The organism is Microbulbifer harenosus (assembly GCF_005771435.1).
GTDB classification, from domain to species: domain Bacteria; phylum Pseudomonadota; class Gammaproteobacteria; order Pseudomonadales; family Cellvibrionaceae; genus Microbulbifer; species Microbulbifer harenosus.
In genome coordinates this window covers 126,921-151,804 of sequence record NZ_VANI01000018.1, presented here as the reverse complement: position 1 = coordinate 151,804, position 24,884 = coordinate 126,921, and the positions used below count along the sequence as shown (strand labels likewise).

Annotated in this window: 18 protein-coding genes; 9 read left to right on the top strand and 9 right to left on the bottom strand. The window is 57.6% G+C overall.

Features of this window, described 5'->3' with window-relative positions:
* Positions 1–103: 103 nt before the first annotated feature.
* Entirely contained in the window at positions 104–703 is a 600-nt protein-coding gene (locus tag FDY93_RS16385) for a TetR/AcrR family transcriptional regulator (RefSeq protein WP_138236839.1), read from the bottom strand.
* A gap of 97 nt (positions 704–800) precedes the next feature.
* Here FDY93_RS16385 and FDY93_RS16380 point away from each other — a divergent pair, with 97 nt between their 5' ends.
* The gene (locus FDY93_RS16380) at positions 801–1,283 is read left to right on the top strand and encodes an HPP family protein (protein WP_205827870.1); all 483 of its coding nucleotides are present in this window, start codon (positions 801–803) and stop codon (positions 1,281–1,283) included.
* 514 nt (positions 1,284–1,797) lie between these two features.
* Here FDY93_RS16380 and FDY93_RS16375 read toward each other — a convergent pair.
* From FDY93_RS16375 to FDY93_RS16365, 3 genes are read right to left on the bottom strand one after another with little or no spacing between them, the layout of a single operon-like run.
* Entirely contained in the window at positions 1,798–2,433 is a 636-nt protein-coding gene (locus tag FDY93_RS16375; RefSeq protein ID WP_205827868.1) for a glycine-rich domain-containing protein, read from the bottom strand.
* Between the two features lie 30 nt (positions 2,434–2,463).
* Positions 2,464–2,754: a hypothetical protein gene (locus FDY93_RS16370; protein WP_138236838.1), complete on the bottom strand. Its 291-nt coding sequence runs from the start codon at positions 2,752–2,754 to the stop codon at positions 2,464–2,466.
* Positions 2,755–2,800: 46 nt separating this feature from the next.
* Positions 2,801–2,971, bottom strand: coding sequence for a DUF2986 domain-containing protein (locus FDY93_RS16365; protein ID WP_138236837.1), 171 nt, complete (start codon positions 2,969–2,971; stop codon positions 2,801–2,803).
* A 144-nt stretch (positions 2,972–3,115) separates the two neighbouring features.
* Here FDY93_RS16365 and FDY93_RS16360 point away from each other — a divergent pair, with 144 nt between their 5' ends.
* Positions 3,116–3,820 (top strand): spermine/spermidine synthase domain-containing protein, encoded by a 705-nt coding sequence (locus FDY93_RS16360; RefSeq protein WP_138236836.1) that lies wholly within the window; start codon positions 3,116–3,118, stop codon positions 3,818–3,820.
* A 40-nt stretch (positions 3,821–3,860) separates the two neighbouring features.
* On the opposite strand, the gene FDY93_RS16355 is transcribed toward FDY93_RS16360, so the two are convergent.
* The 3 genes from FDY93_RS16355 to FDY93_RS16345 form a co-directional block, all read right to left on the bottom strand.
* Positions 3,861–4,286: a GFA family protein gene (locus tag FDY93_RS16355; RefSeq protein ID WP_138236835.1), complete on the bottom strand. Its 426-nt coding sequence runs from the start codon at positions 4,284–4,286 to the stop codon at positions 3,861–3,863.
* 154 nt (positions 4,287–4,440) lie between these two features.
* Positions 4,441–5,757 (bottom strand): type II toxin-antitoxin system HipA family toxin, encoded by a 1,317-nt coding sequence (locus FDY93_RS16350; protein WP_138236834.1) that lies wholly within the window; start codon positions 5,755–5,757, stop codon positions 4,441–4,443.
* Positions 5,751–6,122, bottom strand: a complete 372-nt coding sequence (locus FDY93_RS16345) for a helix-turn-helix transcriptional regulator (RefSeq protein WP_138236833.1) — start codon at positions 6,120–6,122, stop codon at positions 5,751–5,753. The genes FDY93_RS16350 and FDY93_RS16345 overlap by 7 nt, the downstream gene beginning before the upstream one ends.
* Positions 6,123–6,463: 341 nt before the next feature.
* On the opposite strand from FDY93_RS16345, the gene FDY93_RS16340 reads away from it, so the two are divergent.
* From FDY93_RS16340 to FDY93_RS16310, 7 genes are all read left to right on the top strand, one after another.
* Entirely contained in the window at positions 6,464–7,957 is a 1,494-nt protein-coding gene (locus FDY93_RS16340) for an MFS transporter (RefSeq protein ID WP_138236832.1), read from the top strand.
* Positions 7,958–8,265: 308 nt separating this feature from the next.
* The gene (locus FDY93_RS16335) at positions 8,266–9,690 is read left to right on the top strand and encodes a sugar porter family MFS transporter (protein ID WP_246068620.1); all 1,425 of its coding nucleotides are present in this window, start codon (positions 8,266–8,268) and stop codon (positions 9,688–9,690) included.
* 176 nt (positions 9,691–9,866) lie between these two features.
* Positions 9,867–13,073, top strand: a complete 3,207-nt coding sequence (locus FDY93_RS16330) for a glycoside hydrolase family 3 N-terminal domain-containing protein (protein WP_138236830.1) — start codon at positions 9,867–9,869, stop codon at positions 13,071–13,073.
* Positions 13,074–13,452: 379 nt separating this feature from the next.
* Positions 13,453–14,898: a cellulase family glycosylhydrolase gene (locus FDY93_RS16325; RefSeq protein WP_138236829.1), complete on the top strand. Its 1,446-nt coding sequence runs from the start codon at positions 13,453–13,455 to the stop codon at positions 14,896–14,898.
* A 92-nt stretch (positions 14,899–14,990) separates the two neighbouring features.
* Positions 14,991–17,849, top strand: a complete 2,859-nt coding sequence (locus FDY93_RS16320) for a cellulose-binding domain-containing protein (RefSeq protein ID WP_138236828.1) — start codon at positions 14,991–14,993, stop codon at positions 17,847–17,849.
* Positions 17,850–18,034: 185 nt separating this feature from the next.
* Positions 18,035–18,610, top strand: coding sequence for an NUDIX domain-containing protein (locus tag FDY93_RS16315; RefSeq protein ID WP_138236827.1), 576 nt, complete (start codon positions 18,035–18,037; stop codon positions 18,608–18,610).
* 258 nt (positions 18,611–18,868) lie between these two features.
* Positions 18,869–22,015 carry a TonB-dependent receptor gene (locus FDY93_RS16310; RefSeq protein ID WP_138236826.1) on the top strand — a complete coding sequence of 1,049 codons (3,147 nt, stop codon included), beginning with the start codon at positions 18,869–18,871 and terminating at the stop codon, positions 22,013–22,015.
* Between the two features lie 264 nt (positions 22,016–22,279).
* Here the strand turns inward: FDY93_RS16310 and FDY93_RS16305 are convergent, their stop codons facing one another.
* Together FDY93_RS16305 and FDY93_RS16300 are read right to left on the bottom strand one after the other, a co-directional pair.
* Positions 22,280–23,665: a phosphohexomutase domain-containing protein gene (locus tag FDY93_RS16305; protein WP_138236825.1), complete on the bottom strand. Its 1,386-nt coding sequence runs from the start codon at positions 23,663–23,665 to the stop codon at positions 22,280–22,282.
* Positions 23,622–24,833, bottom strand: a complete 1,212-nt coding sequence (locus FDY93_RS16300) for an AGE family epimerase/isomerase (RefSeq protein WP_138236824.1) — start codon at positions 24,831–24,833, stop codon at positions 23,622–23,624. The genes FDY93_RS16305 and FDY93_RS16300 overlap by 44 nt, the downstream gene beginning before the upstream one ends.
* Positions 24,834–24,884 lie beyond the last annotated feature (51 nt).

The window sequence follows — 24,884 nt, the reverse complement described above, 5'->3', positions numbered from 1 at the left end:
TGAAATCTGGCGACATCCCAAGGGGTTCATTACTGGAAGCAAACGGCACAGAGTATATGGCCCAACAATAAGATTGCCTGTGAAACTGAGTGCACCGATGCTTTCATTCTTCAATAGAGGTTTTTTTTTGTCCTTGAGTGGCAGACAGCACACCTTCAATAATTTTCTTGGCTTGGAGCGCTGCATCGAGATTTCCCTGAACGTGCGCCAGCGATATTGCCCCCTCCTTCACGAGCACGATTAGTCGAGTTATCTCATCTTTCTTCTTTTCCGGAATAGACAACTTATCCACATGCTCTCGAATCAGGGCAGTTATAGCGGCCTTATGCTCGGAGCAGGCCTGGTGGATGATGTTGTCTTGAGCGCCGAACTCGGCGCTGGCATTTATAAAGAAGCAACCGTGAAAATTTTCGATATCCGCGACTCGACTGTGAAACCAGTCATCGAGTGCATTAAATAACTCCAATAGCGCGGGTTTTCCAGCAGGAACTTGCTCCAGCCTTGAGGTAAGCCATTTGCGGTAACTGCGGTCGCGAAAGCGAACTGCCGCCTCGACCAGGTGCTCCTTGCTGGGAAAGTGGTGGTAGAGCGTTTTCTTGGCGACTCCGGATTCAGCCAGCACTAAATTTATGCCAACTGCATGAATGCCGCGCGAGTAGAACAATCTAAAGGCTGTGCGAATGAGTAAATCCTGCTTGTCCACGGCAACTTCCTGACTAGACCAGACACTTGCATCTTGACATTGGTAGACTGAATTGTCTACCTTGGTGGACAGATCGGTCTACCTTGGAGATGTAGTCATGCCGCAATTCCTGTCAAAGTCGCGTTATTTCCTACCTCTGATAGCGGGTGCGGGCGCGATGCTTTGTATCACCGCTCTGAGCAGTCTGGGTGACGTCACTCAGCCCTCCGTGTGGTTGATGGCGCCATTTGGAGCAACAATGGTCATTCTTTTCGGATTGCCGGAAAGCCCGTTGGCCCAGCCCCGCAATATTGTTATCGGACATTTGTTGACTACCGCGATCGGCTTATTCGTTGCCTCCACGCTGGGCGTTACCTCTTGGTCGCTGGGGCTGGCGGTGGGGCTGGCGGTAGGCTCTATGCTACTGACAAATACAACCCATCCACCGGCGGGAGCCAACCCCATTGTTGTTATGCTCGCAGGTGAACACTGGGATTTTCTGCTGATGCCCGTGGCGACGGGAGCAGTTTTGATTGTGGCTTTCGGAGTGATTTATCACCGGTTTGTTACAGGGATCTCATATCCGAAAAAGTGGCTTTAACTGCACGTTTCTGAAGACCGGAGGCGCACTGCAGAAGACTATTGGTTTTGTAGTGGCTCAATTAATCGGGGTGCTCACGAAATATAGGCCTAGCATAATATGAGTCATATAGGTAGCGACACTAAAGTCATTGCAAACTAAGGCGATAAAGCAACTTTTCTTCTGTTAATTCTCGGTTAGCTGATCGCCGGTTTTTACATCGCTAAATAGGTCTTTCCTGTCTGCCACTCTTCAGCGATAGACCGGTTCGTAAAGAGCCGGGAGTTGATGCTCGACTGGCGCGCCCGCCGGAGAAGTCGCGACGACGTCCCTGGGGCGATTCGCTTTAAAGAAATTGAAGGCGGTACCCATGTGGCCAGCGTCCCCATATCTATCGATATGGGATGCATCCGCTGTTTAAGAAAAAGATAGAGGTTGCGAGAAGGGCGGTAGTGGCGGCTGCGCAGCATTGATCGCGTAGCCGGCTAACGGCGTGCTTTGGCGGCGCCAGCCGCCATGGTGATTGGCTTCGTATTTAGTCTCCGCCGCAACCACCCCCGCAGCCTGCGGTGTCTCCGCCGCATCCACTGCCGCAGCTTGTTCCGCATCCGATATGGCCAGCGCAATAGTCCTTGCTGCCGGGGCCGGAACAATTAAGCGTGTATCTGAATCCATCTGGTATTTCGAGTTCTGCATCAATTGCAAATAGCAAGGGGAGCTTGTGCGCGGATTTCGGTTTTATGTTTTCACGGTGGCAGGAGATTCTCCATGCCCGCTTGATGCCTTTTTGGGCGATGGTGGGCGAGCTCATGGCTTCCGCGGGTGTGTGGTGCAGGAAGCGGCCGAGGGCCTTGTTACAAAAGTGCTCGTATTTGCGGGTGAAAAGAATGAACTCGTGCCAAGCGGTATCCACTGCCTGTGATGGCATTGACACCATCCGGTTGCCTGCAATGTTGCAAACGTGGAAGTACTCCCTGAGGCCTTTCAGAACGCGTCGGGTATCCCTTTCACTTAAGTGTGGGTATTTCTCAACGATCTTGGTTGAGAGGGTACTTGGAAACTGAAAGGTATCGATCAGCCTCTCGCGCTTCACAATCAGCGAATTTCGATATCCCCGATAGCCCGTATAGAGCAGCAGGGTAATAAAGATGGCCGGTAAGATTATTTGCATAGGTTTAATGCCGGGCTCTACTGTGGATGATCAGAATTCTATATCAACGTCCGGGGTGCCCTTGCCGGAAAGGGCTCGGCCCAATCCCCGCAACAGCATGGCGATCGCACGAAATGGCAGTTCGATTATCAGCTCGCCAATATCCAGCCAGAAGGTGTCGGACTCCTTGTCCTTTTTCGGCCACAGGAAGTAGGCACAGAGGTAGATCACAATGGCACCGGCGAAAACGTATACATCAAAGCCCTGTGCGAACAGGTCGAATACCAGATAAATACTTGTGCTGAATAGTGCCGCAGAGAGCAGCTGTCGGATTGCGTGCATAGTTGTGCCTTCCTTGATGAATTGCAGCCAGAAATGCTGGTTTTCCTTATTTTTTATCGGTAGGGCTTGTCACTGGCACTTGCTCTCCGGCTTCCTGCCCCAGTTTCGCACGCTCTGGCTTGGATATGTAGCGCGGTTTGCTTTTTGGGTTGAGCTTGTCATTCGCCTTCTTGGCCTTCTTCTTCAGGATTTGATTCACTTTCTTTCTGCGGTTCATGACTATCTCAACAAGTACGGGGGATATGCTAGTGGTCCATGCGGGTGCACCCATTTTAACGTGACCGGCATATCGAACCAACGTGTGCTACATTGCGCGCGCTGCCCACACTTTCCCGCCCCGCAACCCATAAGTGAGCCCCACATGAAACCCTGGATCGAACTCGGCACCGCCCATATACCCAATGACGGCGGTCTGCTCACGCTGCGCCAGCGCGAGCAGGAGTTCTCCATCTCCCTATCCGGCCCCCGCGGTGAACTGATGAACAGCCGCCGGTTTCACAGCGAGCAGCAGCTGTCGGTACTCGGCTGTGCGCATCTCAGGAACCACAACAACGCGCGCGTTGTCGTGGGTGGTATGGGTATGGGCTACACCCTGGCTGCAGCACTCGAGACACTGCCGCCCAGCGCCGAGGTCATCGTGGCCGACCTGATTCCCGAAGTGGTGGAGTGGAACCGGGGTCCACTGGGTGCCTGCGCCGGACGGCCGCTGAACGACAGCCGCGTGGAGGTTCATATCGGTGATGTGGGCGAGCTGCTTAAAGGCGGCAGTGGCTACGACGCGGTACTCCTGGATGTCGACAACGGCCCCGAGGGGCTGACCCACAGTGACAACAACTGGCTGTATTCCGTTGAGGGTACCAGCTGTATCTACAGCTGCCTGGCCCCTGATGGTGTGCTGGCGGTGTGGTCAGCGTCACCCGATGCCGTGTACTCAACTCGCCTCAAAAAAGCCGGCTTTCAAGTCGAAGTGGTAACCGTACGTGAGCGCCCGGGCAAGGGTGCGCGACACGCCATTTTCCTGGCGAGGAAAACAGCGGTGCAGCGGACCAAACTGGCAGGGCAGTGACGGTTTCGCAATCAAATCCTGTTGAGGGCGTTTGAACCAATCAGGCCGTTGATGTCCGGGGTGGCAGCGGTTGCTGATCGAGGCGTTCCAGGGTGGGGTCGAGACAGGCCCAGCCTGGTGCGCTTGCGGCCCAGATATTCGCACTGGGTTTTACCGATGAGGGATCTTCCAGAGTGCCTGCACGCACAACCGTAAACTGGGGGCGGGCCGATGAATTGGCGAACAGGTGGCTGCCGCATGCCGGACAAAAGCGACGGGTGACTTGACTGCCGCTGTCGGCGGTACTTACATAACTGTTCAGCTCGCCGTTAATGTGTAAAGCCTCGCTTGGGACCACAAGGTTTACGGTGCCGTTGGCTGCGATATGTTGGCAGGTACGACACCAGCATACTCTGGTCATGATGGGATCTTCTGTAATCTGATACTTCACTGCACCGCAGAGGCAATTTCCGTTTCGTTCACTCATGGTTTTCTCCTTTTGAGCCCGATGTGGTTTGGGGCGGGTGGGGCAATGTTAGACCCTCCCGCTCAGTAGATTCCAATTGCATTTTTTCAGAGCACTCGAACCCCCGCGTTGCCCAGCACATATGCGCTCATTGTGCCCTTTTCTGGGCTTTTGGCTACACGCGCAATCTAAGATTTCCCTCAATCTCGTCGATCAATGAAGCCGGCACTTCATGCTCCACCGCCAGGTTTCGCCAGCGGGATACCTGCTCTACCACCTTATCGACGATATGGTCGATCTTCCTTCTGCTGAACAGCGGGCTAACCTTTTCCAGGCTGTAGATATCTTCGCGGGTGAAGTCATCGCGTTTTCCATTCAGGCTCAGCCAGTGATTGTTGACCCATTTACTTCCTGGTTTATAGCTGTAGGCGAGGTCGTAAGCCGGCGCAAGCTGCCAGGTTTTTCCGACCAGCTGAAAGGCGAAATTCTTGGCGTGATCGTCGTGATTGCGCGCGACGATATTGAACACCATGCGCAGGAAAAGTTGCTCGGCCTCTTTTGTGCTGAGCTTCAGTTGTCGCGCCACGGCAAACAGTTCGCCGTAGGAAAACGAGCCGGGAATTTTGTAGTCCACATGGGCAATGCCGTTCAGGGTCTGGATATGGATCTTGTCATTGCCGCGGCGGTCGAAGCGCTCGGTGACGAAATGCCGGCGGTTGCCTTCCTGCAGCAGGTGGCAGGGCATCATGTCGATGCCGCAGTCGGTGGCCATCTGGTGGTACACGTATTCCATAGCGCCGAAGCCCATGGGATCGCCGAAGGTTTCGCGATCCTTGTTGTGTTCACTGACGCCATCGAACTTCATCAGGTAGTGGGTGAAGCCCTCCGGTACTTCGGCTTGCCCGGAACGCACATGGCTGAAATCTTTATTGAAGGCGAGTACCGCTTTGGGGCGGGCACCGCCGGCGCTCATGCCCACGGACATCAATGCCATCATCGCCTCGCGGTTGTCTTCACCGGTTTTATCCAGATGCACGCTGAAGCCGCTGTGGTGGTCTAGCACTTCCTGGGCGATGGCCACCAGCTCGTCGATGGCAATGTCCTGAGAGGCGTTGAGTCTTTTGATGCGTGTGGCGGGGCTGTATTCCAGTGCGCCCATGCCGCGCCTGCCGGTGTACTGCAATCGCTGCAGCGGGCTGATGTCTGCGGGGTTTTTGCCCTGGGCGGCCATCCACGCGTTCAGTACTGCATTGCCGAAATCGTCGGGCAGGGAGTCGGCGATCAGTCCGGGCAGGCCGCGGAAGGTGTCAAAGCGCAGTTCGGGGAAGCTGTAGATGCGCCGCGCCAGCGGCATCTTGAGCGGGGAGAGTTCGATACCGCTGTCGAGAAATACGGGGTCGTATTCGAAGGCGCCGATGCCGGTATCGGTATCGAAGCTGACCGCGCCGGCGGCCCGCCCCAGATAATTCACTTCAATGACTTCCATTACCATGCGGGTTCCTCCTGCTCGTCGTCTTCCCCCTGCTCGTCGTCTTCCCCCTCGTTATCGCTGCCCTTACCGCGCTGCCCCGAGGCCCGCTGGCGCTGTTTACCCTGCAGTTTGGCGAGCTGGATGGGAGAGGGCGGTTGTGGCGGCAGGAAATTGTCGAGCTGGGCGGTGAGATCGAGGGCCTGCAGTATGGCGATCAGCACCTCCAGCTGGGTCTTCCCCTTTTCCGCATTGAGCACGGCCTTGCGGCCGAGGCCGGCACGCTCGGCCACCTCTTGCTGGGTGAGGTCCCGGTTGAGGCGCGCCTGTTTCAGGCGCTGGCCGAGAGTTTCCGCAATAGCAGCGGGGGATTTCAGTTCAAGGTTCATAAAGTGCTTTATTCGGGATTTAAGCGAAACCTTTATGGATTATGTCCCTATTTACGGATATTGCAATCTATTGACTTAATGTCCCCAATACGGGACTTATTTAATATAAATAGACCTTATGTCCCATTTATGGGTCTTAATGAACTTTTTCAGGTGACTTTCGCCATTGTTGACTCACGCTGCAAGGATTGCCGGCGCGCAAACATTGTTGCCCTCCACCCCCGCAGGGGAGGATGGCCGGCATTGTTCCGGCTGACACAATGCCTCGCATAACCAGAGCGCCGCACCGTATCAACCCGGTGTTCACGCCCGACATAAACAATAAACAGGCGGTTAATGCGATGAACAAACAGCCCAAGCTTCCCTTTTGGCAGGTATGGAACGTCAGCCTCGGTTTTCTCGGGGTGCAGTTCGGCTTTGCCCTGCAGAATGCCAACGCCAGTCGGATTCTCTCCGACCTCGGCGCTGACCTGCACTCCCTGTCCCTGTTCTGGATAGTGGCGCCATTGATGGGGCTGGTTGTGCAGCCGATCGTCGGTTCCGCGTCCGACCGCACCTGGAACCGCTTCGGTCGTCGCAATCCCTATATCCTGTTCGGTGCGATTGCCGCGGCACTCGGCATGGCATTTATGCCCAATGCGGGAATCGCGGTGGCATTCATTGCGCCGATCCTGTTTGGCGGCGTGATGCTGGCGCTGATGGATGCGGCCTTCAATGTGACCATGCAGCCGTTCCGCGCGCTGGTGTCCGATATGGTGCCATCTGAACAGCGCACCGTGGGCTACGCGGTGCAGTCCCTGCTGATCAATATCGGCGCGGTGATGGGTTCTATGCTGCCGTTTATCCTGACCAACGTAATCGGTCTCGAGAACACTTCCCGTTCGGGAGAGGTGGCGCCCTCGGTAATCTGGGCCTTCTACCTCGGCGCTTCGGTGCTGTTGGGCTCGGTGCTGTGGACGGTGTTCCGCACCAAAGAATACGCACCGGCGGAATACAACGCTTATAAAGGCATCGACGCCGATGCGGTGGCGCGTGAACTGGCGGAGCGCAAGTCCCTGGCCCAGCGCCTCGGCGGTTTCTTCCGTCTGCTAGTGAGCATGCCCAAGACCATGCGCCAGCTGGCGTTGGTACAGTTTTTCTCCTGGTTCTCCCTGTTCATCATGTGGGTCTACACCACCCCGGCCATCACCCAGCACGTGTGGGGCGTGGAGGCCAAGTGGTTTGATTCCCACTATCTCGCGTCCGTCGGTGAAGTTCCTGCGCACATCGCCGCCGCCAAAGGTGCAGCCGGTGACTGGGTGGGCATCATTTTTGCCGCTTACTCGCTGTTTGCCGCGCTCTTCTCCCTGGTGCTGGCGCGGGTGGCGAATACCATCGGGCGCAAGCTTACCTATGCGCTGTCGCTGCTTGCGGGTGGCGTGGGCTATATGAGCTTCATGCTGTTCCAAGGCGGTGAAGCCACCCAGGTAAACCTGCTGGTCACGCAAGTGACCGTGCCCAGCGGTGCCGTTGGCCTGCTGCTGCCGATGCTCGGCGTGGGCATTGCCTGGGCGGCGATCCTGGCAATGCCGTATTCGATCCTTTCCGACGCGCTGCCCGCCAGCAAGACCGGGGTGTATATGGGCATCTTCAATTTCACCATTGCCGCGCCGCAGATCGTCTCCGCGCTGGTGGCGGGGCCGATTCTGGCCACCTTGTTCGATAACCAGGCCATCTACATCATCATGCTGGCCGGTGTGTTCATGGTGTGCGGTGCAATCTCGGTGTTCTTTGTGCGCGAACAGGAGCCGGTGACCGCGTCGGCGGACGGCGACGGTGAAGCCGCGACAGCCTGACCGGAGAAGGATAACAAGCCCCAGCGATGGGGCTTTTTTGTGGGCGGTGTCCGGCGGATTCGTGACTCTACGCGCCATTCCCGTACCAGGTGTTGTAATCGTTTACATAATCGTGTGATTAATTGTATAAATAGGCGGTCGGCCTCCCACCCTGACCCACAGCAGGTTGAAGGGTATGGAGGAGGCTGACCGAGAATTAGATCGGAGCCGCCAAGTGGCCCATAGCGAGAGAGAGAACAAAAATGAATACCACCGCCAGCGGTGGTGCGGCCATTGATGCAAATACTGGCGCCGCACCCGGAAACGAGATGTCCGAGGCTCTTCAGCGAGAGGCCATCCACTCAGAAACCAACCACGGCCTGGTCATCGCCATCAGCGGTGTGGCTACGATCGGCGGCTTCCTGTTTGGGTTCGACAGCGGTGTAATTAACGGCACCGTGGAAGGCCTGCAGACCGCATTCAACTCCGATTCTGCCGGTACCGGCTTCAATGTTGCCTCCATGCTGCTGGGCTGTGCCATCGGCGCTTTCTTTGCCGGTACCCTCGCGGATAAATACGGGCGCAAGGCGTTGCTGGTGACCTCCGCCATCATGTTTATCGTTTCCGCCTGGGGATCCGGTATCGCTACCGGTTCGCTGGAGTTTGTGCTCTATCGTGTGCTCGGCGGTCTCGCCGTAGGGGCCGCGAGTGTTATGACCCCCGCGTATATCAGCGAGGTGGCGCCGGCGGCCTATCGGGGAAGGCTGGCCACGGTACAGCAGGTGGCAATCATCTGCGGCCTCACCGCGGCTTTCCTCAGCAATTACGCCATCGCCAAGTTTGCGGGGGCTTCCACTACAGAATTCTGGATGGGGTACGAGGCCTGGCGCTGGATGTTCTGGATCGAGCTGATCCCCTCAGCGGTCTTCCTTATCGGCCTGTATTTTATTCCCGAAAGCCCCCGGTTCCTGGTGGCCAGCGGTCGCGGCGATTCCGCCCGCAGCGTCCTGACCCGGCTGTTTGGTGCGCGCGCGGCGGCGGAGAAGGAGCGGGATATCCGCGCCTCACTCGCCGATGACCACCGCCCCAGCCTGTCCGATTTGAAAGACGCCAAAACCGGTAAGCTGCGCAGCATTGTGTGGGTGGGCATTGGCCTCGCCGTGTTCCAGCAGTTGGTGGGCATCAATGTGGTGTTCTACTACGGTGCGGTGCTGTGGCAGTCCGTGGGCTTCACCGAGAATGATGCGCTGCTGATCAACGTGGTGTCCGGTGCGGTGAGCATTGCCGCGGTAATCGCGGCGCTGGTACTGGTGGACCGGATCGGCCGCAAGCCACTGCTGTGGTTTGGCTCCATCGGCATGGCCGTGACCCTGGCGATCATGGCGGTGTCCTTTTCCCAGGCTACTCTGGATGAAACCGGTGCGCTCAGGCTGTCGGATTCCATCGGTACCATCGCACTGCTTGCGGCCAACGCTTACGTGGTGTTCTTCAATGCCTCCTGGGGCCCGGTGATGTGGGTCATGCTGGGAGAGATGTTCCCCAATCAGATTCGCGGTTCGGGTTTGGCGGTGTCCGGTCTGGCCCAGTGGCTGACGAACTTTGGTATCACGCTTTCATTCCCGGTGCTGCTCGTCAGCATCCAGCTCTCCGGCAGCTACGGCATCTACGCTATCTGCGCCTTTATCTCGATCTTCTTCGTCGGCAAGTACGTGCGCGAAACCAAAGGTCGCGAACTGGAGCAGATGCAGGGCTGAGTTTCCGATTGCATCGGCTCCCCCACGGGTCTGTAAGACTCGTTTGAACCCGCGGCCTCTGCCCTGAAAAGGGCATGCCCGGGAATTTTTTTAGTTTGATGCAATTTGTATGATTAACCCGATTAAATCGTCGGGGCAGACTAACCCTTCAAAAAATAATAACGAGGGCGATCTTCATGAATGTAACCGTCATCCGGGGCATTTCGCGCAAGGGAAATCCGCTGCGTCAACTGCTCGCCACCAGTATTTTACTGGCCGCTATTCCCTCGGCTTCCAGTGCAGCTGAGCCCACGCGCAACCTCGACCTCTGGCCGCAAACCCGAAGCCCGCAAGTTTCCCCGAGTGTGGAAAGGCAGGTGGAGGCGCTGCTGAAGAAAATGACCCTGGAAGAGAAGGTCGGCCAGATCATGCAGCCGGAGATCCAGTCGATCACGCCGGAGGAAGTGAAGAAGTACCATATTGGTTCGGTGCTGAATGGCGGCGGTTCCATTCCTGGACGCAAGGAAAATGCCGGGCCCGACGACTGGCTGGCATTGGCGGATGCCTTCTGGGAGGCCTCCATGGACACCCGCGATGGCGGTGTGGCGATCCCGGTGTTCTGGGGTACCGACGCGGTTCACGGCAACGGCAATCTCACCGGCGCCACTCTGTTCCCACACAATATTGGCCTTGGCGCCAGCGGCAATCCAGAGCTGGTGCGCGCGATTGGCGCGGCCACGGCGCGCGAGGTGCGCACCACCGGTGTGGAGTGGGTATTTGCCCCCACCCTGGCTGTTGCCCAGAACGATTTATGGGGGCGCACCTACGAAAGTTACAGCGAAGATCCCGCCGTCGTAAGACGCTTTGCTTCCGCCATGGTGGAGGGGTTGCAGGGACGAGTTGGCAGCGACGAATTTCTGTCGGAAACCCGTGTGCTCGCATCGGCGAAACATTTCCTCGCCGACGGCGGTACCTTTGAAGGCGACGACCAGGGCGATGCGCGGATCAGCGAACAGGAACTGGTCGATATTCACAACGCCGGTTATCCCGCCGCTATCGAAAGCGGCGTACAGACCATTATGGCCAGCTTCTCGGAATGGAACGGTGAGAAGCACCACGGCAACAAATATATTCTCACCGATGTGCTGAAACATCGAATGGGTTTCGATGGTCTGGTAGTGGGCGACTGGAATGGCCACGGCCAAGTGGTGGGATGCACCAACGATAACTGCCCGCAGGCGATCAATGCCGGTATTGACCTGCTGATGGTCACCTACGACTGGAAAAATATGATCGCCAACACCCTCGCTCAGGTGAAAAGTGGAGAAATCCCAGAAGCGCGTCTCAACGACGCCGTGCGGCGCATTCTGCGGGTGAAGCTGCGCGCGGGCCTGTTCGACAAAAAGCCCTCCGAGCGCGCGTTGGCTGGCGATGAACGTGTGGTGGGTAGTGCGGAGCACCGCGCTCTGGCGCGTCGCGCGGTGCGCGAAAGTCTGGTTTTGCTGAAGAATAAAAATGGAATTCTCCCGCTGAAGCCCGACCAGAATATTCTGGTCGCCGGCCCCGGTGCCAACAGCATCGCCATGCAGTCCGGTGGTTGGAGTGTGAGCTGGCAGGGTGCGGGCATCCCCAACGAAAAATTCCCCGGAGCTACCTCCATTTACGCGGGGATCAAAAAGGCGGTGAAGGCCGCCGGTGGCAATGCAGTCCTTTCTGAACACGGTGACTTCGCGAAAAAGCCAGATGCAGCGATTGTCGTGTTCGGTGAATATCCCTACGCGGAGGGACAGGGCGATCGCAATACCCTGGAGTTTGAGCCGGGTAGCAAGAAAAGCCTGGCGCTGCTGAAAAAACTCAAAGCGCAGAGCATTCCCGTGGTTTCCGTATTTCTCTCTGGTCGTCCGCTCTGGGTCAATCCGGAAATCAATGCCTCTGATGCTTTTGTGGCGGCCTGGCTGCCGGGCACAGAAGGGGATGGCGTGGCGGACATGCTGATCGCCGATAGTAGCGGCAAGGCGCGTTACGATTTTACCGGGCGGTTGTCTTTCTCCTGGCCCGGCCTGCCTCTGCAGGCAAAGCTGAACCCCCACCATGACGATTACAAACCACTGTTTGCCTCCGGCTATGGCCTGAGCCTGGCGGATAAAAAAGGTGGGCCAAAACAGCTTGCGGAAAATGTACCCGGCCTGGTGCGCGGCGAACCAAAATCCTACGCCTTGTATGACGGCCGCCCGCTGCAGCCCTGGGGCATTCAGATCGACGACTTCGAACAGAACCAGTTGCTGAGTGGCGCCTTCGCCAAGTTGCCCAGTGGTCGCGTCAGTGTGGTTACCACGGATAAAGATGTGCAGGAGGATGCGCTCACGTTCCAGTGGCAGGACACCTGGCTCGCCAGGCTCAGCCTGAAGCACGGTGGCCCGTTGGATTTGTCCAGTTATGTGGAGGAAGGCGTGCTGTCGTTTGATTTGAAGGTGGACGATCTCGCCAATGGCGATCTCGCGCTGGAGGTCCAGTGTGGCGATAACTGTGAACGTAGCGTGGAACTGACGGTACCCGCGCGGAAGGCGCAGGGCGAAGACTGGCAACGTGAGAGCTACAAGCTCAGCTGCTTTGTGCGGGAGGGCGATGATTTCTCCAGTATCAGCGTTCCCTTTGCTCTGCGCGCCGGCGGCAAAGGCCAGGTAGCGGTTGCCAATGTGCGCCTGGAAAAATCCGCCCGTGCCAAAGACCAGTGCCCGGACTACCGCACACTTTCCACTACCCCGGCTACCCGCCACGAATATTGGTCGCAGGGATGGTGGGATGAGCGCTTTGAACGCAATCAAAGGCGCCTTGCAGAGGGCGGGGTCGATCTGTTGATGCTGGGAGATTCGATTACCGAAGGCTGGGAGCGGGAGGGAAAAAATGTCTGGGAAAAATACTACGCGAATCGCAACGCGGTAAATCTCGGCTACGGTGGTGACCGCACGGAAAACCTGTTGTGGCGACTGCAAAATGGGGAGCTGGATGGTATCCGGCCGAAAGCCGGCGTGGTGATGATTGGCACCAACAATACCGGCCACCGGCTGGAGGACCCGGAGTTGACCGCAGCGGGCATCCGCGCTGTGCTTGACGAGCTCGCCGCGCGCCAGCCGCAAATGAAAATTCTGCTATTGAGTATTTTCCCCCGCGATCCGAAACCGGGTACCCCCATGCGTGAGGTAAATCTCGGAATCAATAACATCATCAAGGGGTACGCAGACAACGAGCAGATTTTTTATCAGGAAATCTACAGTGAATTTCTGCAACCGGACGGTGAACTAACCAAGGAAATTATGCCCGACTACCTGCACTTGAGCGAAAATGGCTATCAGATCTGGGCGGAAGCGATGGAACCCACGCTGTCGAAATTACTGGTGCAGTGATGATTGTCAGCTTTGAGTGCTGGAACTTCTAAGACGTCCCTTGGGGATGCTTGTCGAGATGGCGGAAATGTGAGGATGTCATCAATAAATGTCGCGCTAATGTTCACTGAATTGCCATTATTTCAGTTGCTGAAACGTCTTAATGGTGAACTGGAAACTCTGTTGCTTTTGCATAAGTAGTTTGCGTGAGTTGGTGTGAGCTTGGGTGGGTGTGTATTCCCTGCCCGTTTTTTTCTCGCATCACTATTTCACTTAATAATAAATAAAAATTCAGTTTCTTCTCACACCTTATCGAGCATGTCTGGTCACGCGCGGCATCGTCCATTGCGTGGCCGGTGTGTCGGTTTGCTATTTGGCAGATTCAACAAGGTGAAGAGAGATGAAACTATTACAACGATTGGGTGGGAAATCCCTGCTCCGCAGTGCAGTGGCCAGCGGATTTTTAATTACCTCCCTGCACGGATGGGCAGGCTTTTCTATTGCCGATGGCCAACTGCTGGACGGCAATGGTCATGTGTTTGTCATGCGTGGCGTCAATCATGCCCACACCTGGTATCCGGGGCGCACGTCGCAGGCTCTTGCGGACATTGCCGCTGCCGGTGCCAATGCGGTGCGGGTGGTCCTCGCCACTGGCGGGCGCTGGAACCGGAATAACGGCGCCGACGTGGCGGCAGTGATCGATCAGTGCAAGGCCAATTCCCTGATCTGTGTGCTTGAAGTACACGATGCGACTGGCTGGGGCGAAGATGCCGCGGCGATTCATATATCCGAGGCTGCGGAATATTGGGTGAGCCAGGACATTGTCCAAGCTCTTAGCGGTCAGGAAGATTTCGTACTGATCAATATTGCCAACGAACCCTTCGGCAATTCTGTTTCAGAAATCAACTATGTAGAGGGGACCACTGCAGCAATCCAGCGCATTCGCGATGCGGGGCTGGTCCACACTCTCGTGGTCGATGCCTCAAGCTGGGGGCAGGACTGGGAAAATCACATGCGCGCGAATGCGCCGCAGATTTTTGCCGCTGACCCGCTGGCGAATGTACTTTTCTCCGTACACATGTATCAGGTCTATGCTGACCACAGCACCATCGCCAGCTATATGCAGGACTTCCAGCAAATGGGACTGCCGCTGATCGTGGGAGAGTTCGGCCACGAACACCAGGGGCAGCCGGTAGATGAGGATGCCATTCTCGCGGAAGCCGAAGCGCGCGGAATCGGTTATCTCGGCTGGTCCTGGTCCGGCAATACCGAGCCCTATCTCGATATGGCCCTGAATTGGGACCCGGGCAATCTTTCGGCCTGGGGTGAACGTCTGTTCAACGGTGCCAACGGCATCGCATCCACGGCGACGTGCGCGACGGTATACGCGAACTGCGGTAGTGGATCATCCAGTGGTGGTTCCAGTTCATCTTCCGGCAGCTCATCCTCCAGTAGCTCGTCTTCCAGCAGTTCATCTGGTTCATCGTCATCCAGTGGGTCGTCTTCGGGCAGTTCTTCCGGTTCCTCTTCAGGCTCTTCTTCCGGGTCCGGCCTCACCTGTAGCGTAAGCGGCCTCAACGACTGGGGTTCCGGTTTTGTGCTGGGCAGTGTGACGATAACCAATAGCGGCAGCGCGCCGGTTGACAACTGGTCGGCCGCTTTGTCATTCGAGCAGCCTGTTGTCATCAGTAATGCCTGGAGCGTACAGCTCGCCGCCAGCAGCGGTAGCACGATTGTCGGCCATGCGGTGGAGTACAACGCAAGCCTGCAACCGGGCCAGAGCGCGACCTTCGGTATGCAGGGCGCGCCGGGCAATATTTCCCTGCCCGGGTGCACTGTTCAGTAATTTCCCCCGCGGCCTGCGGAACATGGGGTCCGCACGCCGCTGGTCCATCAGTAAAGCCTCTAACAATAATCACCAATAAACAGGTAATAGCGATGATAAAAACCAAGAGACATTTTTTCCTGCGTAGCTTGCCAGATGCGATTCAGCGCCTGGCACTTGGTACCGGCGCAGCACTGGTGTTCTCCATCGTACCCTCCACAGAGGCCGCGCCTCAGGAAGCGTATCAATGGCAGAACGTGCGTATCGACGGTGGCGGTTTTGTCCCGGCGATCATTTTCAACCGTAGCGAACCCAATCTGATTTATGCGCGCACGGATATCGGCGGTGCTTACCGCTGGAACGAAGCGAATCAGGAGTGGAAACCATTGTTGGATTGGGTCGGTTGGGACAAGTGGGGTTGGAATGGTGTGATGAGTATCGCCACCGATCCGGTAGACCCCGATCGCGTCTACGCGGCGCTGGGGATGTATACCAACGATTGGGACCCGAACAACGGCGCTATTGCCCGCTCCAGCGATCGCGGTGAAACCTGGCAGGTGACCGAGTTGCCATTCAAGGTAGGCGGCAATATGCCGGGGCGCGGTATGGGGGAGCGACTGCGCATCGATCCCAACGACAACAGCACCATTTACTACGGCGCGGAACTGGGAGAAGGGCTGTGGCGCAGTACCGATTACGGCGCAACCTGGTACAAGGTACAGAGCTTCCCCAACCCCGGTACCTATGCCGCCGATCCAGACGACGAGGGAGGCTACGGCAATAAGCTGCAGGGCGTGGTGTGGGTGACGTTTGACCCCACATCGGGCAACAGCGGGCAAGGTTCCGATGTGATTTACGTCGGCGTCGCGGATAAGGCGTATTCGCTCTACCGCTCCACCGATGGCGGCGCAACCTGGGGAGTGATTCCCGGCGCACCGTCCGGATTGATTCCCCACAAGGGCGTGTACGACGAAGTGAACGGCGCACTCTATGTGGCTATGAGCGATACCGGCGGCCCTTACGATGGGGAAACGGGCGCGGTGTGGAAATTCGACGTGGCGAGTCAGGCCTGGAGTGAAATCAGCCCGATGACCGCCGCCAGCGGCGAGCTGTACTTTGGTTATTCCGGCCTCACCATCGACCGCCAAAACCCGAATACCCTGATGGTCGCCTCGCTCAATTCCTGGTGGCCGGACATGGTTCTGTTCCGCAGTACCGACGCCGGCGCCTCCTGGAGCCGTATCTGGGACTGGGCCGGGTATCCCGAGCGCAGCAAGCGCTATGAAATGGATATCAGCTCGGTGCCCTGGCTGCACCTCGGCGCCAATCCACAGCCGCCGGAGGAAGCGCTGAAACTGGGTTGGATGAACGAGTCGGTGGAAATCGATCCGCACAATTCCGACCGTTTCATGTACGGTACCGGCGCCACCATCTACGGCTCCAACAATCTGACCGCGTGGGACAGCGATGGTATCGTCACCATCAAGCCCATGATCAAGGGGTTGGAAGAAACCGCGGTGCTGGATCTCGCCAGCCCCCCCAGTGGCAACGCGAATATATTCTCCGCACTCGGTGACATCGGTGGCTTCAAGCACGTGGATGTGAATGCGGTGCCGGAACTGATGTATCAGACCCCGTACCTCACCAGCACCACCGGTATCGACTTCGCGGCGCTGGATCCAAGCATCATGGTGCGCGTGGGCAATGTCGATGGGGTGCACATCGGTGTTTCCACTTCTGCCGGGGATAACTGGTGGGCCGGGCAGGAACCGGCCGGAGTGACCGGTGGCGGCAGTGTGGCAATGAGTGCGGATGGCGGTGCCATTGTGTGGAGCCCACAGGGTGCGGGCGTTCATGTGTCCACCACTTTTGGCAGTTCCTGGACCGCCTCGTCCGGTTTGCCGGAGGGGGCGCGGGTGGAGAGCGATCGTGTGAACCCGCAGGTTTTCTACGGTTTCAGCGCGGGTACTTTCTACCGCTCCAACAATGGCGGTGCCAGCTTCAGTGCAACCGTTGCCAGCGGTTTGCCGACCTCTGCCAAATTCCTCGCCGCCCCGGCAGTTGAGGGAGATATCTGGCTTGCCGGCAGTGGTGTAATGGTTGGCGACGACACGCTCACCGGTCTGTGGCGTTCCACCGATGGCGGTGCGAGCTTCACAAAAATCGCCAGCGTGGAAGAGGGCGTGAATATCGGCCTTGGTGCGGCGGCGCCGGGCAGCGGCTATCAGACCCTGTATTTGGTGGGAACGGTGGATCAGATCACCGGTGTATTCCGCTCCACCGACGAAGGCGCGACCTGGACACGTATCAACGATGACGCGCACCAGTACGGCAATATGGGCGAGGCGATTACCGGCGACCCGCGCATCTACGGTCGTGTGTATCTCGGCACCAATGGTCGCGGCCTGTTGTACGCAGACCCTGTGGGGGGGAGTTCTTCCGGCGGCTCCAGTTCGTCGAGTTCCAGCTCGTCGGGCTCCGGAGGTTCCGGCTCTTCCAGCTCCTCGAGTTCTGGCGGCTCGGGCTCGTCTAGCTCGGGTTCATCCAGTTCGGGTAGCTCGGGATCATCGGGTTCCAGCTCGTCCAGTAGTTCCGGTGGCAGTTCTTCCGGTAGCAGCTCTTCGTCCAGCAGCTCAGGTGGCAGTTCCGGCGGCAGTTCCGGTGGCACTGCCAGCTGCGAATATATCGAGGGCAGCCACTGGGGCGCCGGCTTTACCGGCGCTATCCGCATTACCAACACCGGGGATGCGCCTATCGAGGGCTGGCAGCTGACCTTCTCCTACACCGGCAGTAGTCGTATCACCAATCTGTGGAACGCCAATCTTTCCGGCAGTAACCCCTATACCGCTTCCGGTCTTGGCTGGAACAGTGTGATTCAGCCGGGTACCTACGCGGAGTTTGGCTATCAAGGGGAGAAGACCAGTGGCGAGCCACTAGAAGTGCCCGCAATTGCCGGAGAGATGTGTGAGTAATCCTTGACCCGACCGAGTGCTCTCTCAGGAGGATTTCCCTCCGCACACTGATCACGTGAGTGATCCCCTTGGCCCGGCAGTTTCTGTCGGGCTTTTTTGTATGTACTCTGCTGACAGGGGGCAACAGGGATTCAAAAGGACGCGGGCAAGTGCCAGACTGTGCGCGAATTGAGTGAGGTAAGCCCATGTCCGAAAAAGTCAGGAATCTGGAAGGCAAGCTGCTTTGCCAGAGTTGGTCCCGATTTGAAAAATACACGTTTGAATATCTGTCTGACGACGGAAACTGGGAGGTGCACAATCGCGAAGTGTACGACCGCGGCGACGGCGCGGTGGTGCTGTTGTTCAATCGCGAAAAGCAGACGGTGATACTGACCGCACAATTCCGTCTGCCCACTTTCCTAAATGGCAACCGCTCTGGAATGATGGTGGAGGCCTGCGCCGGCGCGCTGGAGGATCAGGACCCCCTCGAATGTGTTGTCCGCGAGACCTGGGAGGAGACCGGTTACAGGATTGCCACTGCCGAAAAGGTGTTTGAGTTGTACATGTCGCCGGGCTCGGTCACGGAAAAATTGCATTTTTACCTGGCGGAATGCACCGACGCCATGCGCACCGGCGCAGGCGGCGGGCTGGACCATGAGCAGGAGCACATCGAAGTGCTGGAGCTGCCGCTGACCCGGGCCAGGGAGATGCTGGCCAGTGGTGAAATCCGGGATGCGAAAACCGTCATCCTTATTCAGCATCTTTTATTGAGAGAATGTTGATGAAACCGTTATGTTGTGAGGATTTTTTCCGGGAGATCTAAGCATTTCCGGAATTCTTTTCCCGCATGTGAAACCGGTTGCACAACCGTTGCGACACTGGCAATATTTTCGACGCCTCCGAACATGGGGGTTATTTTTGAAATTAAAATGAAACCGGTTACATTTGGCAGAGTGATGGTCAGATGTTGATCGGGTGAACGTGCGCTAAAGTGCTATTTGGCGCACAATTCATCAAATAATGATAACAAGGTAGTCAAGATGAAGAGAGAATACTTGAGGCTTCTGCCTCTGGGTCTGGTAAGCACATTGGCGCTCGGTGCCGTGGTACCGCTGGCGCAGGCGGAAACCGAAGGGGAATCCAGCCAATACGATGCGTCCCTCGAAGAAATAACCGTTTATGGTATCCGCAAAGCGCTGCGCGACAGCGTCGAGAAAAAGCGCGATGCCACCGCCATTGTTGATGTGATTTCCGCGGAAGATATCGGCAAGCTGCCGGATGAGAATGCCGCGCGCGCACTGCAGCGGGTGACCGGTGTGCAGATCTCCACCCGCGATGGCGAGGGTTCCGAGATTCAGGTGCGCGGTATGTCCCAGGTGAATATGGAGATGAACGGCGTTGCCTATCTGGGCACCCCATCCCAGCCAGGCTTCCGCTCCAGTGTGCGCCGCAATGCGACCCTGGAAGATATCCCCGCAGAGCTGCTGTCCAGCTTGGAAGTGATCAAGTCACCGTCAGCGGATCGCATTGAAGGTGCCATTGGTGCCACGGTGGATATGAAAACCCGCAAGCCGCTGGACAGTGACGGTCTGCAACTGGCAGCCTCCAGCAAAGCGTCTTATTCCGAGCTCACCGAAGAGCCTACCGAGCGCTACTCCTTCCTGATCGGTAACAACTGGGACGACAAGTTCGGTGTACTGCTGAATGTGACCCAGGGAGAAAGCGTCAGCCGTAACGACTCCATCGATTATCGCAATTGGGATGGCCTGTCGTTTGAAGATTGGAACTCCAACGCCGGGTCACTGCAGGCGTGGAATGAAAATGTCTGGTGGGATGCCGAGCAGGATCCCGCTTCTGTCTGCGCCCCCTATTGCTGGCGCAACATGGGCTGGGCCGACGATGGTTCGGGCAATAACGTTGCGACTGAGAACGGCGGCTGGATGCCGACCCTAATGCACTACGACGCGGAAACCGGGAACCTGAGCCAGGTGATCGCGCCGCAGGAAATCGAGCTGCAGCAAAAAACCATCTACCGTGACCGCCTTGGTGTCAACCTGGCACTGCAGTACAACCCGTCAGAAAATATCAGTCTTTACGCAGATGTGATCGCCAGCGACTACGAGGAAGAGCAGCAGGCCAGCATATTGACCTACGCTATTCGCGATATCGACTGGCCGAACACTGGTGTCATTCTTGATGAATCCATTATGCCGTTCACTCTTGGCCAGTATACCGCCACCGGAGATGCACCTTCCGTAGCGGGTATCGAACTCGGCAGCCTCAATGCGGTAGATGGCGAAGTAACCCTGCTGTCAGGCGGCTTCACACCGATTAGCTGGAACAACAACGGCAACTCCCAGCGCATGGGGGGGCAGTCGGCACACCGCGACGTGCAGAATCGCAATTTCAGTTTCGGCGGCAGCTGGTGGAACGACGACTGGACTGTGGCCGCCAACGTGTCCGGCGGCAAATCCAAGTTCGACAGTATCTGGCTGCGTCAGGATCTGAAGGGTAGCTACGGCAACGTGAACTGTGGCTGGCGCGACCCGCGCCCGGTGGATCCGAATACCGGCCTGGAAGTGCCCTGTGCAGAGAACGTGCGCTGGGGTTACGATCTCTCCGGCGGCGGTGCCGGTAGCCTGACTCTCGACCCGACCCTGAGTGCTGCCAACCCGAACGATCCGAATGCGGATTACCTGACTGACCCCTACAGCTACGCGGTGGCTTTCGTCAGCCTGTGGAAAGACGAATTCACCAGCGACTACGGCGCCGTGGCACTGGACTTCGACTATAACCTGGACAGCAATCTGGGTATGTTGAATTTCGGCCAGCTTGAGTTTGGCGTACGCGTTGCATCTCGCGGTAATGAGCGCAAAGTTCAGCAGGGCATGGGCACCCACTGGCAGGAAGAGTGCACTGATGAAACCTGCAGCGTGGTCACCGATCAGCGCCTGGGGGTAGAGGATGCCAACTCGGTATACATCCAGCCACACCAGATTAAGAACGCAGTCAGCGTAAACGACGGCAGCTTCCTGGAAAAAGTGGGCGGCAATATTCCGCGTCAGTGGATTTCCGGCAATCCGTCGGTGTACGGCAACCCGCTGCAGGATCTGGCGGACATCTGGGGCATGTACCCGGTATCCGACAAGATCAATGACTATACCGTGGATGAAGACACCCAGGCGGTGTACGCCAAGGTCAACTTTGAAAGTGACAGCGGCGTAGTCAGCGGTAACATCGGCGTGCGCGTGGTGGGAACTGAAACGGCTTCCACCAATTACTCGGTGCGCGAGGGTGTCAGCTCTGAGTACCTGTTTGTACCCATCTACAACGAAGAAGACTACGTTGCCAATACCCTGAAACGGGATTACAGCGATGTGCTGCCGAGCGCGACGGTCAACTGGGATATTACCGACGATCTGAAGTGGCGCACCGCGGCTTCCAAGGTGATGGCGCGCCCGGATCTGACGGATCTGACCTCTGGTATCTTCATCACCAGCATCACTTCCCGTCAGGGCATTATCGGCAATCCGGATCTGGATCCCTACAGGGCCAACCAGTTCGACACCTCTCTGGAGTGGTACTTCAGCGAAGGCTCCATGCTGTCCGGTGCGCTCTTCTACAAAGACATCAACAGCTTTATCACTCACGACTACAGTGTGACCTTTATGGGGCCGGGCCGTACGCCCAACGAGGAAGGTGTGATTGAAGAAGTGCAGTACAACGGCCGCATGGCGGTGAACGAGAGCGGTGAGGTGCGCGGTGCGGAATTCTCCTATCAGCAGATGTTCTCCGGCCCGCTGGATGGTTTCGGTACTCTGTTGAACTATACCTTCGTGGACAGTGAAACCCCGGATGGTATGCCGGTACCGCAGCTCTCCGAGCACAGCGCCAACGCCATCCTGTTCTTCGAAAAGGCCGGTTTCGGTGCTCGCCTCGCCTACAATTGGCGCGACGACGCACTGCTTGCCGCACGTGGTTCTGGCGGCCGTTCCGAGTATTCCAAAGACTACGGACAGCTGGATTTCTCGCTCGGTTACGAGATCAACGACAACTTCAAGGTCACTCTGGAAGGTCTGAATCTGACCGAGGAAAATTTGGAATCCTACGTGGATATCGAAGAGCGTGTACTGCAGTTCCAGCAATTGGATCGCGTGTTCCAGCTCGGCATCATCGGCCGTTTCTAAAGCGGCAAAGGTTCGGCGCAAGTCGAATATCCCTCCGGGTCGCTTCCGTGCCCGGGGGATGTGTTTGAGGCAGTGTAATCCTGCCATCTTTTCCCATCGCACTTTTCGTGTATTGGTTTGAGCCCGTCTTAGGGCTCTTTTTTTATCCGCGATTTACCTGTGACCTGATTGGCGACCGCTGCAGAAAAGACGGCAAAAAAACCGCAGCAGGCTGCGGTTGAAATGACAGAACGACGAGAAAATTGATTGGTCTGCGAATCGAATTCAGTGTTCGATCAGTGCGAGCAAGGCTTCGGTTTTTTCGCGCAGCAGGCAGCTGTCCGCGCGGGTTTCGAGGTTGAGGCGTAGCAGTGGCTCGGTGTTGGACTGGCGAATGTTCACCCGCCAGTGATCGAATTCCAGTCCCAGTCCGTCGAGCGTTTCGGTTGCCGTCTGCTGCCCATCGAAGTGGTTGCGAATCTTGTGCAGGATCGCATCCGGATCGTCCACGCTGCGGTTGATTTCGTCGGAGCAGGGGAAGGCCCGCTGCATTTCCGCGACCAGTGTCGACAGCGGCTGATTGCGGGCGCTCAGGTATTCGGTAATCAACAGCCACGGAATGGTGCCGTTGTCGCAGTAGGCGAAGTCGCGGAAGTAGTGGTGTGCGCTCATCTCACCGCCGTAGACGGCGTCTTCTGCGCGCATTACCTGCTTGATAAACGCGTGGCCGGTTTTGGAAACCCTGCTGGTTCCACCTGCGGCTTCCACTACCGCACGAGTGTTCCAGTAAAGGCGCGGGTCGTGCACGATGGCGGCGCCCGGGGTTTTCTGCAGCAGGATCTGCGCGAGCAGTCCCACCACGTAATACCCATCCACAAAACGGCCCTGTTCGTCGAAAAAGAAGCAGCGATCGAAGTCGCCGTCCCAGGCGATACCCAAATCCGCTTTGTTCTGAATGACTGCACGTGCAGTTTCTTCGCGGTTTTCCAGCAGCAAGGGGTTGGGTACGCCCTTGGGGAAGCGGCCATCCGGCTGGTGATTGAGCTTGATGAATTCAAACGGCAGCAACGGTTCCAGGCGGTCCACGATATTGCCGGCACCGCCATTACCGGCGTTGACCACGATGCGCAGTGGGCGCAGCCGATTGGTATCGATCCACTGCATCAGGTGCGTGTTGTACTGGGCTTTAAAATCGCAGTGACATGCCGTACCCGGCGTCGCGGCCGGAAGCATCTCCGCATCGGCGACCAGCGCTTTCAGTTTGTCCAGATCGCAATCGCCGGCCAGCGGTGCCGCACCTGCCTGTACCAGCTTGATGCCGTTGTAATCGGCCGGGTTATGGCTGGCGGTAATACACAGACCGCCATCGAAACGTTTGCCGGCGTTGTCACCTGCGAAGGTGGCAAAGTAGATCTCTTCGGTGCCGCACTGGCCGATATGGACCGCGTTGCACCCGGCCGCGCAGATGCCGTTAATTACAGCCTCGGTCAGCGCGGGGCTGCTCAGGCGGATATCGTGGCCCACCACCAGGTTGTGCGCACCAAGCAGGCGGGCGAAGCCGTACCCGATGCGCCAGGCGATGGTTTCGTTCAGCTCGTCTGGAACGCGGCCGCGAACATCATAGGCCTTAAAGGCTGTTACTGGAAAGGTGGGCACTGGGGGCTGGGACATGTTCGGCTCTCAATTTCAGTCGCTTGGCGGCGGCGTAATCCGCTGCTTCGGTGGTGGCCACCATCAGGTGGTAGAGGGTACTGGCGGGGGCCTTTCCGTTCAGAATCTGATTGGCGCCGTCCAGCTGGTCGATGTACAGACCCGGTATCTCGTTGGAAAAGTAGTACTTGAACAGGGTCTGTATAGCGCGTGCGGCCTGGGTTTCCGCGAGCTCGCTGCCGGCTTCCGCCTGGCACAGGCTGGCCTTGATCAGCTCGGTCAAGGGCCAGCAGCGCTTGGTGGTTTTCAGTGGTGTTCCGTCCAGGGCGATGGCGTCGTACAGCAACCCGGTGTGGGATTCCAGTCCGTGGTCGATGGCGCTCTGGTATAGGCGGTCGGTATAGCGCCGCACTGGCGCGCCGCTGCGGTGATGGTACTGATGCAGCAGCCACACCCATTCCAGCATATGGCCAGGTTCCACTTCCTGGCCTTCATCGCCGCTGAGTGGGCGCCAGTCCTGATGGAAGTATTCCAGCAGTACGCCGTGTTCGGCGTCGTAGAAGCAGTTTTCAAACAGCGTGAAGATCTCGCCGGCGCGGGCCAGCCAGCGACCGTCGCGGGTGGCGTCATACAGGGCGATGAACGCCTCGAACAGATGCATGTGCGGGTTCTGGCGGCGGGCCTTACTGTCGTAGTCGCCCTCGAGCCACCCCCCCCGGGGCCCCTTGATGTAGTTGTCCAGGTGCCGGGTCAGGGCGTCCGCCTTGCGCAGTGCGGACGCATCGCCAAAGGCGCGGAAACGCCAGGCGCAGGCCAGCAGGAAGAACGCCATGTCATACACGTCCTGGCGCGCGTCGGAGATTTCATTGTCCGCGCTCAGCACGTGCACGAACACATCCGGCGCCTGGGGGTGTGTGGCGAAGCGGCTGGTAAAGGTATCCAGGCGTTCCACCCGCGCGGCACCATCGGTAATCCAGCCGCGCTGCTGCGCGCTGGCCAATACGAACATCTGTCGCGCCTGTACCCGCACCCGCTTGGGGCAGGCGAGATCGGCGTGGCCCTTGTCATCCAGCCGTTCGTGGGCGCTGCCGGTTTCCGCGTCGAAGCCCTGTTCCAGCCACAGAGGTAGGGCGGAGCGGGACATCCAGTGGGTCAGGTGGTCGGCCCATTTGGTGAGATCGTTGAGCATGGTTGTTGTTCTTGCGGTGACTTCCATAATAGTTTGTAACCGGTTACTTGA